Source organism: Niallia sp. RD1 (genome assembly GCF_024219955.1).
Taxonomy (GTDB): domain Bacteria; phylum Bacillota; class Bacilli; order Bacillales; family Cytobacillaceae; genus Niallia; species Niallia alba.
In genome coordinates, this window is sequence record NZ_CP100420.1 from 4,551,974 (window position 1) to 4,566,319 (window position 14,346).

The following is a 14,346-nucleotide window of genomic DNA, read 5'->3' on the forward strand; positions in this document are numbered from 1 at the left end:
TATATTTATCATTCGTGGAATATGTGCCAAAACTAGAAAAGATTAACCGATTTGTCATATTCGATCTATTCGCAAAATTGTTGTTATCATGGATCCACAAAATAGATGCTTATTCAAATATATGCTTAATCTTTTTCCCATTCTTAATGGGAAGTATGTTCCAATCGCAAGCTGCGAAAATTCGCGAAATCAGGTGGGGCATGGATAAAGTTTTCTTTATTGCTCTAACTGATAAACATCACTATATTTTTTATATAGATAGTCAATTAAATATTGAGCATTTAATCCTTCACCTGTAACATCTTTTAATATCTCAAGTGGTTTTTTCGTTTTACCATAATAATGAATTTTTTCATTAAGCCATTCTTTAATAGGTAATAATTTTCCCTGTTCTAATAATTCATCGAAGTTAGGAATATCCTTTAGCATTATCTGTTTTAGCTGTGCTGCATACATATAACCTAGTGCATAGGAAGGAAAATATCCAAAGCTTCCGCCAGCCCAATGTACATCCTGGAGCACACCTTCTCCATCATTTTTAGGAACAACACCTAAATATGATTTATATTTCTCGTTCCATATCTTCGGCAAATCCTTTACTTCTATATCCCCATCAAATAATCCCTTTTCTATTTCATAACGAATCATAATATGTAACGGATATGTTAATTCATCTGCCTCAATCCTAATTAGTGAAGGCTTTGACTCATTGATAGCTCGATAGAATTCTTCCACAGGAACTTGATCAAATTGTCCATTTGTATATGATTTTAATGTTTCATAATTATGTCTCCAGAAAGAAAGATTTCTTCCGACAAAATTTTCATAGAAGAGAGATTGAGATTCATGAATCCCCATAGATGTTCCTGAACATAATGGCGTACCAACTAATTCCTTAGAAATATTTTGTTCATATAATGCGTGACCAACTTCATGAATTGTTCCAAATACAGCTACTCTAAAGTCTGATTCGTCATATTTAGTCGTGATACGAACATCACCTGGATTAATTCCTGTAGCAAATGGGTGAACCGTTTGATCTAGCCTCCCTGCATCAAAATCATATCCTACCTGCTGCAATACTTTGAGGCTGAATGCTTCTTGATTTTCTTTGGAAAATGGCTCATATAAGAAGTCTGTTGATGGCTTATTAGTTGATTCTGCAATTTTATGTACTAATGGCACTATTTTCTCTCTTACATTTGAAAATACTTCATCTAATATAGAAACTGTCATTCCTGGCTCATACATATCTAATAAAACATCATATTTATTATCTTTATATCCCCAATATTCAATGAACCGTTTATTCATTTCAACTAACTTTTCTAAATATGGCTGAAATAGGGCAAAATCAGCTTTCTCTTTCGCCTCTTCCCACACACTTTCTGCTTTCGACTGTAGCATTACATATTCTTTATGTTCTTGGGCTGGAATTTTTTTATTGCGATCAAAGTCCTTCTTCATTTCCTCTACTGTTTTCCTTGTGATAGGCGATAATTCCTTTTGAATGTTTTCTTCAGAGAGAATAGAAAGGTAAGATTCCAGTTCTGTAGAAGTTGATAAGGCAAACAATTCAGAGGATAATACCCCAATTACTTCTGTTCGCTGGTCTACTCCCTTTTTTGGGGCACCTGTACGCAAATCCCAATAAATTAAAGCAAGCGCTTCATTATATGCACCTATTTTCTTCACATAATCTAAAAATTGTATTTCTATCTCTTTTTGATTAGTAGACAATATACTCTCCTCTTTTCTTTCCTATTATTCTTTTATCATAACATATTGGTTAATGAACTAAATATGATTAATAATTAATTTTCATTGAAGACCACATAGATAACAAATACTTTTCCCTTTAGAGACAAAAATGTCCCATAAGTTTATCTATAGTATTGCTTAACAACATTAGATAAACTTATGGGACATGCAAACTAATTAATTTGGTTTTACTGGCAATGCCTTTAGCACAGAACTCTTTACAAGTTCAGTTTCGTCCGGATTCATACATAAATGAATAGATCCTTTGTCTTCATGTGTACGAATTAATCGACCAATGCCTTGACGTAGCCTTAAAATCATATATGGTAAATCCACTTCTAAAAATGGATTTTCTACATTTTCTCGTTTACTTTTATACACAGGATCGTTTGGAGGGAATGGCAAGGAATAGATAAAGACGTTTTCTAATGATCTACCTGGCACATCTAGCCCCTCCCATAAATTCACTGCACAAAGAATTGATTTTTCCTCATTTTGAAACTTAGAAACAAGGGTACTGATTTCTCTTTCCCCTTCAAAATAAATTGGCAGCATGAAATCATTGGGTAAATTCTCCTGAAAACTAGCTAAATCCTCTTTGCTATTGAAAAGAACAAGGGAACGACCTTCTGCTTTTATTAATTCTCCATAACAATATTCTTGTTTTTCTTTGTCCGCTTCTTTCGCAAATGGTTTGATATGAACAGTCATATTTTCTTCATAGTCGAAAGGAGAATCCACAGAAAATGATAAATAATTGGTTGCACCAATACTATTTGCCATGTATTCAAAGGATTTATTGTCAGACAGTGTCGCTGAGGAGAAGATAATCGGCTTTTGTTGACTAAATACTTCCTCTTGCATAATATCTTGAACAAGTCTCGGCATAATGACAAGCGTTCTTTCGCCATTGTTTTCCTCAAACCATGTTATTCCATTCATTTCTTTTAAAAATAAGCCTAATGAATGAGATATCTGTTCTAAATATTCCTCCACAACTTTTAAGTCGTATTCATTGATGACATACATTTCGCTTTCGAAGACAAGCTCTTCTTCTAGCTCTGAAATATAGCCTGCTAATTTTCTACCTGCTTGTATTACTCGATCCGTTTTTTTGATTTCTTGTTTATCAGAGCCTTCTGTTTTATAAGATGCATCTGTTAATTCTCTAAAAAACTGCTCATTTTGGTAGATTGTTTCTTCAATAATATTTAATGTCTTTTCTCGCACATCATTTGCCATTAAACGAGTTAATAGATTCTCCAAGTTTTGCTCAGTCAAACGATATGTTAGAGCATTTTGTGCTGCATATTCTAATAAATGCCCTTCATCGAAAACGACACATGCACTATCTGGTAATAAAGGCAGCTGCCCTTCTCTTTTTCTAGCTTCTTTTGTCCAAATATGTTCCATATAGAAATCATGAGAACAAATAATTAGATCTTTGGCATTTCGATAATAGTCTCTATGCAATGTTTGCCCACAACGATGGCGCTTATCACATGTAAAACAATCTTGCATAGAATCCCATGCTACCCCTTCCCAATCTTTATCGTTCAGATCTGGATAGTCTTTTCTATCACCATATGGTGCAAAAGATTGCATCGAACCAGTGCCGTGCACGAAATCTGGAAGGCTATCGTAAATGGAATTATACGTATCTTCAAATGTAATTTTTTGATCTAATTTGGTTAAACATAAATACTGATTTCGCGATTTCGCCAACCGAACATCAATATTTAACCCAAGTGCCTGTTCGAGCTTTGCAATATCGCCTTCTTTTTTAACAAGTTGTTCAATTAATGTTTCGTCTGAACAAGCGATAATAGCAGGCTTGTTTACATAACGGGCATAACAAATACTATATAGTAAATAAACAAACGTTTTTCCAGTCCCTACTCCTGCCTCTGCGAAAATCGTTTTCTTGTCTTTAAATGCTTTTTCTAATTGATAAGCCATATATACTTGCTCATCGCGTAATTCATACCCTGCCTCTGGAAGAATGTCATAAAAGACATCCCCGATCCATTCTCCCAACTTGTCATAAAATGATTCTGTTTTTGATACTTCAAATGGCATGCTATTTTGCATGAGTACCCCTCCGACTTTACGAAATAATCTTCTTGTTTTCATCTTTATCTATTTAATAAGTAATGGGTTATTACACTTGTTTTTAATGACGAACCCTAATCATAGTCAATTTTAGACCAATATTCAAGTGAAAAGAGGGTTGCCACACAAGATTTAGGCACCCTCTCTTACAAAATTGGATATTTTTTTGGATATCAAACAATCCATGATTTGTTTTCTAAAGACTTTCCATTTAAACTTTTAGGTAGTCAAATTAATATTACCTTTATTTTTCGAGGCGATCAAAGCCTCCTTGCTAGGTTTCGGACTTGCTCGCATTTCTCATAGGAGAACATCTATGCACTATGCTGCCGTTATAACAAAACGATCTAATCCTTTTGTTATCCTCTATCTCTTGATAAGGAATAAGTCATTGCCTGCTGAACCATTTGTTGAGCTGCCGATAGCTGCTCTATCACGGTTTCATCCGAAATTCCTTCTCCTTCTATTAAATCCATCGAAGAATTTAATGCGCCGATTATTTTTGTATAATCTAAAGTACTGTCTTTCATAAATTTTCCCTCCAGCAAATTACGTATAGAATAAATATATACTGTTTCTCAGAAAATATACTTATTTAAAGGATGTAATCTTTTGGAGGGCTATTCCCAAATTTTTAGTCTCTTTTTCGTTTGCCCCAGTACTGGTAATAATCTGTTCTGATGAAACCATTGAATAGTTTACGTTTTTTTGTTGCTTTTCTGCCGTAGTGTGTTTCAAATTCCTCGTCACTTGTGAGCATGTAAATAGACCATGTTTCAAGTGGAGCAAAAGCCTGTCCCATTTCCTGATACATTTTTTGAACAGATGGTTTATCTCCTAATCGCTCTCCGTATGGCGGATTCCCAACAATAACACCATTTTCTTTCATAGTGGTAAAATCTTTTACTTGCATCTGCTTAAAAGTAATAAGATCTCCAAGTCCTGCCTCAAAGGCATTATCTTGAGCAATTTTAATCATACGATGATCGATATCTGATCCGAAGATTTCAAGAGGCTGATCATATTTCGCGTTATCCTCTGCCTCTGTACGAACTTCATCCCATACTTCACTTGGCATCCAGTCCCAACTTTCAGAAAGAAAATCACGATTAAAGCCAGGCGCAATATTTTGCCCGATTAATGCAGCTTCTATAGGAATTGTCCCAGATCCGCAAAAAGGATCTGCAAAAGGTCGATCCGCTGTCCAATTTGTTAGCAAAATTAAGGAGGAAGCGAGTGTTTCTTTTAAAGGAGCTTCCCCTTGTCCAGCACGATAGCCTCTTTTATGAAGCCCTTGACCTGAAGTATCAATCGTTAATGTAACTATATCCTTTAAAATAGCAACTTCTATCTTAAATAATGCACCATTTTCCTCTAGCCAACCTGTTTTCTTATAATGCGTGCTTATTCGATTAACAATTGCCTTTTTTACAATCGCTTGACAATCGGATACGCTGAACAGCTTTGATTTTACCGATTTACCCGAAACAGGAAATTGTGCGTTCACAGGAAGATATTCTTCCCAACGAATCGCTTTCGTCTTTTCAAAAAGCTCATCGAATGTAGTAGCTTTAAATTCTGCTACTTTGATTTTTACGCGATCAGCTGTACGTAACCACATATTGCTTCTTGCAATAGCTCTTTCATCACCTTTGTATAAAACTTTCCCATTATCTACTGTACACTCGTATCCTAGCCCTCTTACTTCTTTTGCAACTATTGCTTCAAGGCCCATAGCTGCAGTAGCAATTAAGTCAAATTCCCTCATAAAATCTCCTTTGTCGTCATTAAAATAATTTTTTATGTATAAATGCGATACTATTTTTTCCAACAAATTAAGTATATTCCATATAAAAAGGATGACCAGATTATATGAATGACATACTGTTTAAAACGAAATTCTACAGCATATCAGACACAAATCTACGTGTCACCCTTTGTAATGTTATCTTCATCATAAATCAACTCAACGCTTTATAAGCCATGTTCTGTTCCTTTGTACTCATACGACTCTCATCTCGTACTAAGGCGGTAATCATCTATCTACAGAAAATAATTTCTGTCCTTCTCTTCCGTTCATTTCCTCAGAGAAAGTTCCCCTACCATAATTTGGGTTTCTCGCTCGTGGGGTTTACCTCGTTCCACCCTTGTCATTTCTGACAAGGCTACGTCACTGTGGCACTTTCAAGGTATTCATACCATATCCGAAGACTTAGGTATTTTCCCTGCCGTCAGCATAGATATGCTGCCCTAGCTTATTTTTTGACTAGGCACGAACACTACAAGCATCTCAGCCTGTGCGAGCATGGACTTTCCTCTACAAACAAAGTTTGCAGCGATTACCAAAGCGTTTTATTGATACAATAGCTATTATAGTTGTTTTACCTATCTATTGCAATGGTTATTATAGGTAATTATTATCTTTCTATCTTGTTGGATAAAGTGAACCATCCATCAGTGGGGTTTTCCTTCCTCCCCCACTGATGGTTAGTTAAACCAATCGGACCTTTACGGACAGTTGATCTCCCTCCTATTCTCCTAAGCTTGAGTCGGGAGTCTTACTGGCCGTTAAGAGTGGATAAAAAGAATAGCTTCTTGGTGATGAAATCAATCGTATAACTTGCTTCCAAATACATGCTTCTCCAAATTAGATAATCTTTTTAAGATATCAAAATTAGTAGTTCCAGCTGTAGTTGGTGCAGGTTGTCTGCGGCTAGCTTCCTCTGCCTGCTTCTTCAAACGTAAATTCTCTTGTTGTAGTTCTTCAATTTCTTGGTGAAGGGTTTCATAATCTTTAATAATTAAATCCAAAAACTTATCTACTTCTTCTGGTTTATAACCTCTAACACTTGTTTTAAATTCTTTCTCTAAAATATCTTTTGCTGTTAATTTCATTTTATCTGATAGCATTTATCGCTCACCTCAGTCGATTACCATTTATCTCAATTATTTTTTCAAATATATGCATTTTTGTCAATAAATCTATTAATACTCTTCATTAAACCTTGCTTCTTCCACAATATCTTGTAAATCTGAAAATTGAATTTTACGAATTTCATAAGTATTTTGTTCCTGATACATTTGTGCGAGTTCATACAAGTACTTGGGACTACCAGGGTTCTCATCATCATAAAAAAGTAGTAACACATCACTTTTTTTAAGTAGAAATATATTTTTATCTCTTAGTTGTTGAGGACTTTCATATGGCTTTTTTGAAACAGAATCAACAAAATCAGCCTGCATGATTATTTCTTCATACCATTCTTGATTTGCCTCTTTCCAGTTCTGTTCCTGTTCAAGAAACGGAGTAATAACACCCAGCTTTAGGTCTGGGTATTCTTCCATCTGCAAATCATATACCACTTCAGCTGCCCATAGTTCAGTACCAAGCTGCCCACTAATTAACACCCACTCCAGTCCTTCTTCTAGCATTGCCTGTAAGTTCTTTCTAATTGCTAATTTTATGTATTCTGCAGCTAGTTCATCTCGCTTAAAAATTCCAATTTCATAAGGCTTATAGCCAAAAATGACGGCTATTTTCATAATCGTATAAGTAACTCCTTCATCTTTACCATTGTTACTATAAAATATATCATAAATATACAATCCCATAAAGTGAAACTTCCATCAGTTAGGGTTTTCCTTCCTCCCCCACTGATGGTTAGTTAAAAAAGCTTATGGGGGAGTCTTACTGTCCGTTAAGCGTAGGATAAAGAAATTATGCTTTTTCTGAGACAATCGCTCTCATTTTTACTGCTAGTCTGTAATTACAGTTTTCATTATATGATAAGTATTCGATAAAATGAACGAAAATAATCGGTTCTAGAATATTTTTTTGTCTACACGAAAGAGGCTGGGACATAAGTATTCCAGTCATAGATAAACCCGAACAACTATCAAATAATCCTAAATGATTGTTCGGGTTTTATTAGTTTTATAAAAGGCTGTTTCAGTACAGTTAGTGTTAATATCCGCAGCCTGAATACACTTCGCTTTCCATGGGGCGAGCGCCGAGCCGCTTCGGCCTCTGGCCTGCAGGGTCTCGGACTTTCTCGCAGCTCCCATAGGAGTCTACGTGTATTCAGGCTGCTCCATATTTCCTACTAATTCATTTTTTCTAAAAAAACAATATTTTTTAGGGAATTGCCTTTAAAAACAGAGTGGAATGGAGCGGAAGACACTCGACTCCTGCGGGAAGTAGAGCAAAACCTAAGACCCCACAGGCTTTAGCCGAGGAGGCTTAGGTTGCTCCCCGCGGAAAGCGAGTTTCTGTAGCGCAATGGAACGAATTAGTTTTTACACTTGACTATATTTAAAAACATAAATAACCATTGTATAAAAGGAACCTTTATTTAAGAGATAAATTAGAGATTGTTCGTCTTTACAGATTGGCTATCTAGTTTTGTCCCAGCCTCTTCCTCTTACTTATTTTTTTCTAAAAGGAAATGCACCAGGCATACCAGGCGTTCCAGGTTGACCTGGGAACAATTGACCAGTAGCAGTAAATGGAATTCCTCCAGTTGTTGGATAAGCAGGTGCAACAGGAGCTACTGGATATGGAGCTGGAGCAGGACCCATATTAGCTTGAGTGTTAGTTACCACAGTCTCAGCAGATTGAGTGTGTGGGAAATAATGTTGGTGCTCATAGTTCACATGATTTACAGTAGTTGTATGTGTGGGATGAATATGTGGCACAATATTATTTGAATATGTGCTATTCACACAACATTTAGTTGGATGAACTACTGCAGGTAAAATGTTATTAGGTTTACAATGCATAAGAAAATCTCCTCTCAATAAATTAATTATCTTACAGTAACAACTTATGTAGAAAGGGATAATCTTGTACTAATACAAACACCTATTTTGCTTTGGTTTTTTATATTTCATGCAAGAGCTACCTAAAATCATTTTATAAATGTGCATAAAAGCTGTCTTTTAGAGTTGTAAATAAAATAATGGTTAAACAAACAAGAACAAAAAACATACACATAACTACTTTATACAAATTCGTCCACTCCAAATTAGTATTTCATTTATTGGGGGTATTTCCCAATGTCATAAACCTAAATTGTAAAAATATGTAAATATTAAAAAAGATTCATAAAATTGTTGTATAAAATTGAAAAAACCCCTTGACTTTTCAGAAACACCTCCATAATCAGCGTGAATACCAGTTCTTGGTATATCTCGTACGAAATGGGGTTTTTTTGTTGAAAAAAAGCAAGTTTTTAGAAGCGATTGAAGTATGTAGGGAGGTATTGTACGATTTCCATTTCATGTGCGATTCCCGCATGAAATCAACCTACTTTACACGTAAAGGAGGCAAATTGACTTTCCCAGAAACAATTTTGTTTGTGCTAAATCTAGTAACGAGAAGCTTGCAGATTGAGTTGAATGACTTTTTTGAGTTGATTAAAAAAGAAGGAGAAATTATAAGTAAACAGGGATTTTCACAAGCGCGAAAAAAAATAAAACCAGAAGCCTTCAAGACGTTATTTGACACCATTACGACGTGGTTTTATCAGACAAATAACTCCTTTAAATATAAGGGCTTCCGGTTATATGCGATTGATGCGTCTATCATAGAAATAGCCAATTCCCAAAGGCTAAGAGATACCTTCGGCGCATCAAAGGGCAATGGCAAGGAACTTGCCAGAGCCATGGTATCTACTATTTATGATATCGGAAATGATTTATTTGTAAAGGGGATAATCACAAAATGTACAGATAGCGAGCGCACAGTAGCGATAGAATTAATTGATAGTTTCCTAGAACTGCGTTCTAACCACGACCTTTTTCTTTTTGACCGTGGGTATCCATCTCAATATTTCTTTCACTATCTTTTGAAGAATAAAGTGAATTTTGTTGTTAGAACGCCAGTTAATTTTTACCGAGCCGCTATAAAAGAAGGGATCCCTGATCAGGTCATTGAACTCAAGTATAAAAGCAACGTCATGCGTTTGCGTGCGGTCCGTATCCCATTAGGCTCTGGAGAAGATGAATTACTTATAACGAATATATTAGATGAGTCTTTTGATATTCCGGCTTTTAAAGAGTTGTACTTTAAACGATGGTCAATCGAAACAAAATACGATGTCTTAAAAAACAAAATACAGATTGAAAGATTCTCAGGCGAAACAAAACAGACGATTGAACAAGAGTTTTATGCTGCTTTATTTTTAAGCAACATGGCTTCCCTACTAAAGCATGAGTCAGATGTGATCATCGCCGAGGATCAGAAGGATAAAGACTTAAAGCACAAATATAAAACTAACACCAATATTTTAATTGGCGCACTAAAAGATAAGCTCATTTGTTTAATCATTGAACCAAGTCAAAGGCGAAGAAAAAAGATGTATAAAGACCTACTGAACGAAGTTCAGCGAAATAGAGTCCCAATTAGACCTGGAAGGAAATTTAAACGTTCCAGAGGGCTAAATGCGAATAAACATGGATTTGGACAACGACCAGCTATCTAACAAAACGAACAAATAGGAAAATCAGGGAAATGCCAAAAAAATTAAATAGGCACTTCCCGGGCATCCTATTGGCTTTTTTAGTTATCAGAATATTATAAACATCAATTTTGGTTTACCACTGGTAATTACTGGTTTCTTAACTTGATGACATTGGGGTATTTCCTTCTCCCCACTGATGGGTTAGTTACACTTATCGGACCTTTAGGCAAGAGTTTCAACCCCTAACTAACTATCGCTTGAGCTCGAGGAATTGCTGCCCGTTAAGAGTAGGATAAATGAACCACTTACTATTTTAATAGGGAACGAGCATACAAACAACTAGGTTATTAATGGAATAATTGATTTCTTTTAATCGTATGCAGTTTTTTTTCTAGACGTTCGTACCTTTTTTGAAGTTCTGGTTCTATTCTAAGTAGCTCTTGATGCTCTCGAAGTATAAATTGCGCTTTTTCTGTATAAGTTAATGCATTTTGGATATTTTTCTCTTTATGTTCCGCAAACTTAGCAAGTTCAATCAGCGATTGTATAACAACTACCGGGTTTGTCTTCTTTGTATAAGTTTCGATAATTTTCCGCCATAAAATAATGGCATCTTCAAACTTCTTCTCTTTTTTATACTGTTTGGCCAATAAAAAGGCTGCCTCTAACAACTCTTCTTTATTCTGTTCATCAATACTCTGTAAATTTTGCTTTGCAATATCTGTCTGTCCGATAAGCGTGTACCACTTTCCTACTTCTAACGTTTCTTTCGCACTAATTTGCTGATCCTTTCTTAACAATTGGTAACTTAGATGTGTATACAAAGTGATTAGAGAAAGAATATCTATTTCATTATGCTTAAGAATGCCAAGCATACCTTCTGGATTTTTTCGTTCAACAAAATCAAAATAAATCATGGGAGCAAGAAACCCAGGTACATCATCTTCTCGCTTTACTCCGAGAATCTCTGCTTCTACTATCGACAATTTCGTTCTTTCTAAACGATGCTTCCACATCCTTCTTGCCGCGTGGTATAAATCAAAGTGGCCAAATTCAGGAAGCTTTGGTACATGCTCTTTAATTAACGTATGTCTTGTTTTCACCTGAGGCCAATCAAATGCCTTACCGTTATAGGTTACTAAAGTCGAATAGTCTACGTTCTCTAGGAAACTATTAAATAAAGGTATTTCTGCCCCAGGATGTGGCAAAACATGCTGTTTTAAAACAATCTCATTTTTTATAAGCTGTGCATATCCAAGAATAAAGATAGTGTTCCCTGCTCCTCCTCCAAGTCCTGTCGTTTCTGTATCAAAAAAGAATAAATCACTCGCTTGATGGCCTTTTGCTGAAAGTGGATGGTCATAGGTTGCATTATTCCAATCATCGACAACGTGGCAAAACTCTCGGAACGTATAGTTGCCATGCGTATAATCAAGTGAATATCGAACTTCGCGAATTAAGCAATACTCGTTATCTAACCAATAAGGAGACACATTCTCCTGCTTCCACTGCTCCATGAATGGGATAATGCTCTTATTTCCCACGGGATTTTTCACAAGGAGGGGCTGTTCTTCTTTTTTCAAATGAGACTTCATCCTGCTTAATTTATTTTTAATAGACATATTAATCCCCTTATATGGAAAAATTACTATTCTCTAAAAGAGAGAGAATTTTAATTACATCTCGTTTACTGTTATTTCCATGACTCTCCGTACCTATACAGGAAGGACAGCCATACTCACAGGAACAATTTTTCACCATTTTTTTTGCTTCTCTTAATACAGCAGGCATTTCTTCAAATATTTTTTTACTTAAGCCGATTCCACCAGGATATTGATCATAAAAGAAAATCGTTGCTTTTTCATTATGCTCTGCTTTTACTTGTGGAACTACATGCAAATCCTGAGGGTCTGCCATTACAAGTAATGGTGCTATATGCTTTAAGGCATGGGCTGCCCCTATTAAGCCTTGCTCTGTTTGCTCTTGTTCCCATTCTAGCTCGTTTGGCTGAAAGGAAATCCAAGCTGCGTTCGTATGAAGTTCTTCTTCTGGAAGCGTAATCGGACCAGAACCAATATTTTCGTGGGTTTCAAATTTTATTTTTTTAAAAATGGTGCTCATTGCTATAATGCTAACATCACCAAAGCCAGTTTCCGCCTTAGGATAGTTATTTTTATTATCTTCTTCTAAAACCTTTAAAGATACCGCTAAATTTGCATCTGTATAATAATCAACACTTACCTCACGGACATATGCTTTTTTTTCTTCCCAATCAAGCTTCTCTACTTGATATTGAATTCCTTGATGCATATAAATTGCTTCTTCATGTAAGAGCGTCATTGCTGAAAAACGATCACTTTCTCCAATTACTCTGCTTTTACTTACATCTGAGATATCAATGATCACAATATTCTCTTGTGATGCTGAACGAAGACTTATATTATGTGCTGGAAAAGAATCATTCATCCAATACCATTTATCCCCGTTTTGAAAAAGGATTCGCTCTTCTGTCAAGAACTCGAGTATTTCCCTAATTTCACACTTTCCAAATGTATCTCCTTCTTTAAAAGGAAGCTCATATGCAGCGCATTTCATATGATCAATTAAAATAATAAGATTGTCAGGATTTATTCTCGCTGTTTCTGGATTTCTGCTAAAGAAATAGTCAGGGTTCGCTACCATATACTGGTCTAGGGGGCTTGAGCTTGCCACCATAATGACAAGGGATTCATCATGTCTACGGCCTGCTCGTCCTGCTTGCTGCCATGAACTCGCAATCGTACCAGGGTATCCTGTCATAACACAGGCTTGCAGTTGTCCAATGTCAACACCTAGTTCTAATGCATTTGTACTGACAACTCCATAAATATTCCCCTGTCGCAACCCTTGCTCTATTTCTCTTCTTTCTGTTGGCAAATAGCCGCCTCGATAGCCACGAATCGATTTAGGACCAAGTTGAAATTTCACAAGACCTTGCAAATAGGTAAGCAAAATCTCTACACGAACACGACTTTTGGCAAAAACAATTGTTTGAATTTTATTTTTCAACAGCTCTCCTGCTATTTGACGCACTTCTAAAGTAGCACTTCTCCTTATATTCAAGGGAATATTCACAATAGGAGGATTATAAAAAACGAAATGTTTCTTTCCACTTGGAGCACCATTATTATTTATTAGATGTACACGTTGTTCGGTTAAATTCTCTGCTAATTCCTTTGGATTTGCTATAGTTGCTGATGTGCATACAAAGATAGGATTACTTCCATAAAACGCACAAATTCGCTTTAATCTGCGGATAACATTAGCTACATGACTGCCGAAAACGCCTCTGTAAATATGCAACTCATCTATAATGACATATTTGAGATTTTCAAATAGTGATACCCATTTTGTATGATGTGGCAAAATGGCAGAATGAAGCATATCTGGGTTTGTAATAACGATATGTCCAGCTTTTCGAACCTTTTGTCTAATAGAAGCTGGTGTATCTCCGTCATATGTATAACTATTTATCTGTAGTTCAGCACTTTCAATTAATTCATTTAATTCACTTTTCTGATCTTGTGCAAGAGCCTTTGTAGGGAACATATATAACGCCCGTGCATTTTTGTTCTCTGCAATGGACTGAATGACAGGAAGATTGTAGCAAAGGGTTTTACCTGATGCAGTTGGTGTAACAGCTACAATGCTTTCCCCTTCTCTAATCGCCTGATATGACGAATATTGATGTGTATAAAGCCGTGTTACTCCTCGCTTTTGCAAAGCATCTTTTAAATTTGGCAATAAATCATCGGGTAGTGGAACTGTTACAGCTTCCTTTGCTTCGATTGTATGCCAATAGGAAATTCTTTCCTTGTATTCTTCCTTTGTTTTTAGTTCCTTGATAATTTCTTGTAGGTTTTTACGTACTTTCATTTGTTTCACCTCTAATATATCTATTTTATCGAATGGACGTTCGATTTGAAAGAGGTTTTAAAAAGAAAAAAAGAACCATTATTTACTATTTGATGAA

The 14,346-nt window shown here is 35.7% G+C and carries 10 protein-coding genes and 1 other RNA gene; 1 reads left to right on the forward strand and 10 read right to left on the reverse strand.

The window, feature by feature from the left end; translation table 11 throughout:
- Positions 1-216 precede the first annotated feature (216 nt).
- The 8 genes from NKG37_RS21985 to NKG37_RS22020 all read right to left on the reverse strand — a co-directional run bounded on the left by NKG37_RS21985 (position 217) and on the right by NKG37_RS22020 (position 8,652).
- Positions 217-1,740 (reverse strand): carboxypeptidase M32, encoded by a 1,524-nt coding sequence (locus tag NKG37_RS21985; RefSeq protein ID WP_169188752.1) that lies wholly within the window; start codon positions 1,738-1,740, stop codon positions 217-219.
- Between the two features lie 198 nt (positions 1,741-1,938).
- Positions 1,939-3,852 carry an ATP-dependent DNA helicase gene (locus NKG37_RS21990; RefSeq protein ID WP_169188753.1) on the reverse strand — a complete coding sequence of 638 codons (1,914 nt, stop codon included), beginning with the start codon at positions 3,850-3,852 and terminating at the stop codon, positions 1,939-1,941.
- A 380-nt stretch (positions 3,853-4,232) separates the two neighbouring features.
- The gene (locus NKG37_RS21995) at positions 4,233-4,403 is read right to left on the reverse strand and encodes a hypothetical protein (RefSeq protein ID WP_169188754.1); all 171 of its coding nucleotides are present in this window, start codon (positions 4,401-4,403) and stop codon (positions 4,233-4,235) included.
- A 104-nt stretch (positions 4,404-4,507) separates the two neighbouring features.
- Positions 4,508-5,641, reverse strand: a complete 1,134-nt coding sequence (locus NKG37_RS22000) for a THUMP domain-containing class I SAM-dependent RNA methyltransferase (RefSeq protein ID WP_254415342.1) — start codon at positions 5,639-5,641, stop codon at positions 4,508-4,510.
- Between the two features lie 204 nt (positions 5,642-5,845).
- An RNA gene (gene rnpB / locus NKG37_RS22005) (RNase P RNA component class B) lies at positions 5,846-6,224 on the reverse strand.
- Positions 6,225-6,480: 256 nt separating this feature from the next.
- On the reverse strand, positions 6,481-6,783 hold the full coding sequence (gene gpsB, locus NKG37_RS22010) for a cell division regulator GpsB (RefSeq protein WP_016203089.1): 303 nt from the start codon (positions 6,781-6,783) through the stop codon (positions 6,481-6,483).
- A 75-nt stretch (positions 6,784-6,858) separates the two neighbouring features.
- Complete coding sequence (locus NKG37_RS22015) at positions 6,859-7,416, reverse strand: SLOG family protein (protein ID WP_254416433.1); 558 nt, start codon at positions 7,414-7,416, stop codon at positions 6,859-6,861.
- Between the two features lie 882 nt (positions 7,417-8,298).
- A complete protein-coding gene (locus tag NKG37_RS22020) occupies positions 8,299-8,652 on the reverse strand; it encodes a CotD family spore coat protein (RefSeq protein ID WP_169188755.1) in 354 nt (117 codons plus the stop codon).
- A gap of 515 nt (positions 8,653-9,167) precedes the next feature.
- On the opposite strand from NKG37_RS22020, the gene NKG37_RS22025 reads away from it, so the two are divergent.
- Entirely contained in the window at positions 9,168-10,355 is a 1,188-nt protein-coding gene (locus NKG37_RS22025) for an IS4 family transposase (RefSeq protein WP_254414795.1), read from the forward strand.
- 326 nt (positions 10,356-10,681) lie between these two features.
- On the opposite strand, the gene NKG37_RS22030 is transcribed toward NKG37_RS22025, so the two are convergent.
- Both NKG37_RS22030 and NKG37_RS22035 read right to left on the reverse strand, forming a co-directional pair.
- Positions 10,682-11,956 (reverse strand): ribonuclease H-like domain-containing protein, encoded by a 1,275-nt coding sequence (locus NKG37_RS22030; protein WP_169188756.1) that lies wholly within the window; start codon positions 11,954-11,956, stop codon positions 10,682-10,684.
- 10 nt (positions 11,957-11,966) lie between these two features.
- Positions 11,967-14,249 carry a DEAD/DEAH box helicase gene (locus NKG37_RS22035; RefSeq protein ID WP_169188757.1) on the reverse strand — a complete coding sequence of 761 codons (2,283 nt, stop codon included), beginning with the start codon at positions 14,247-14,249 and terminating at the stop codon, positions 11,967-11,969.
- Between the last annotated feature and the right edge of the window lie 97 nt (positions 14,250-14,346).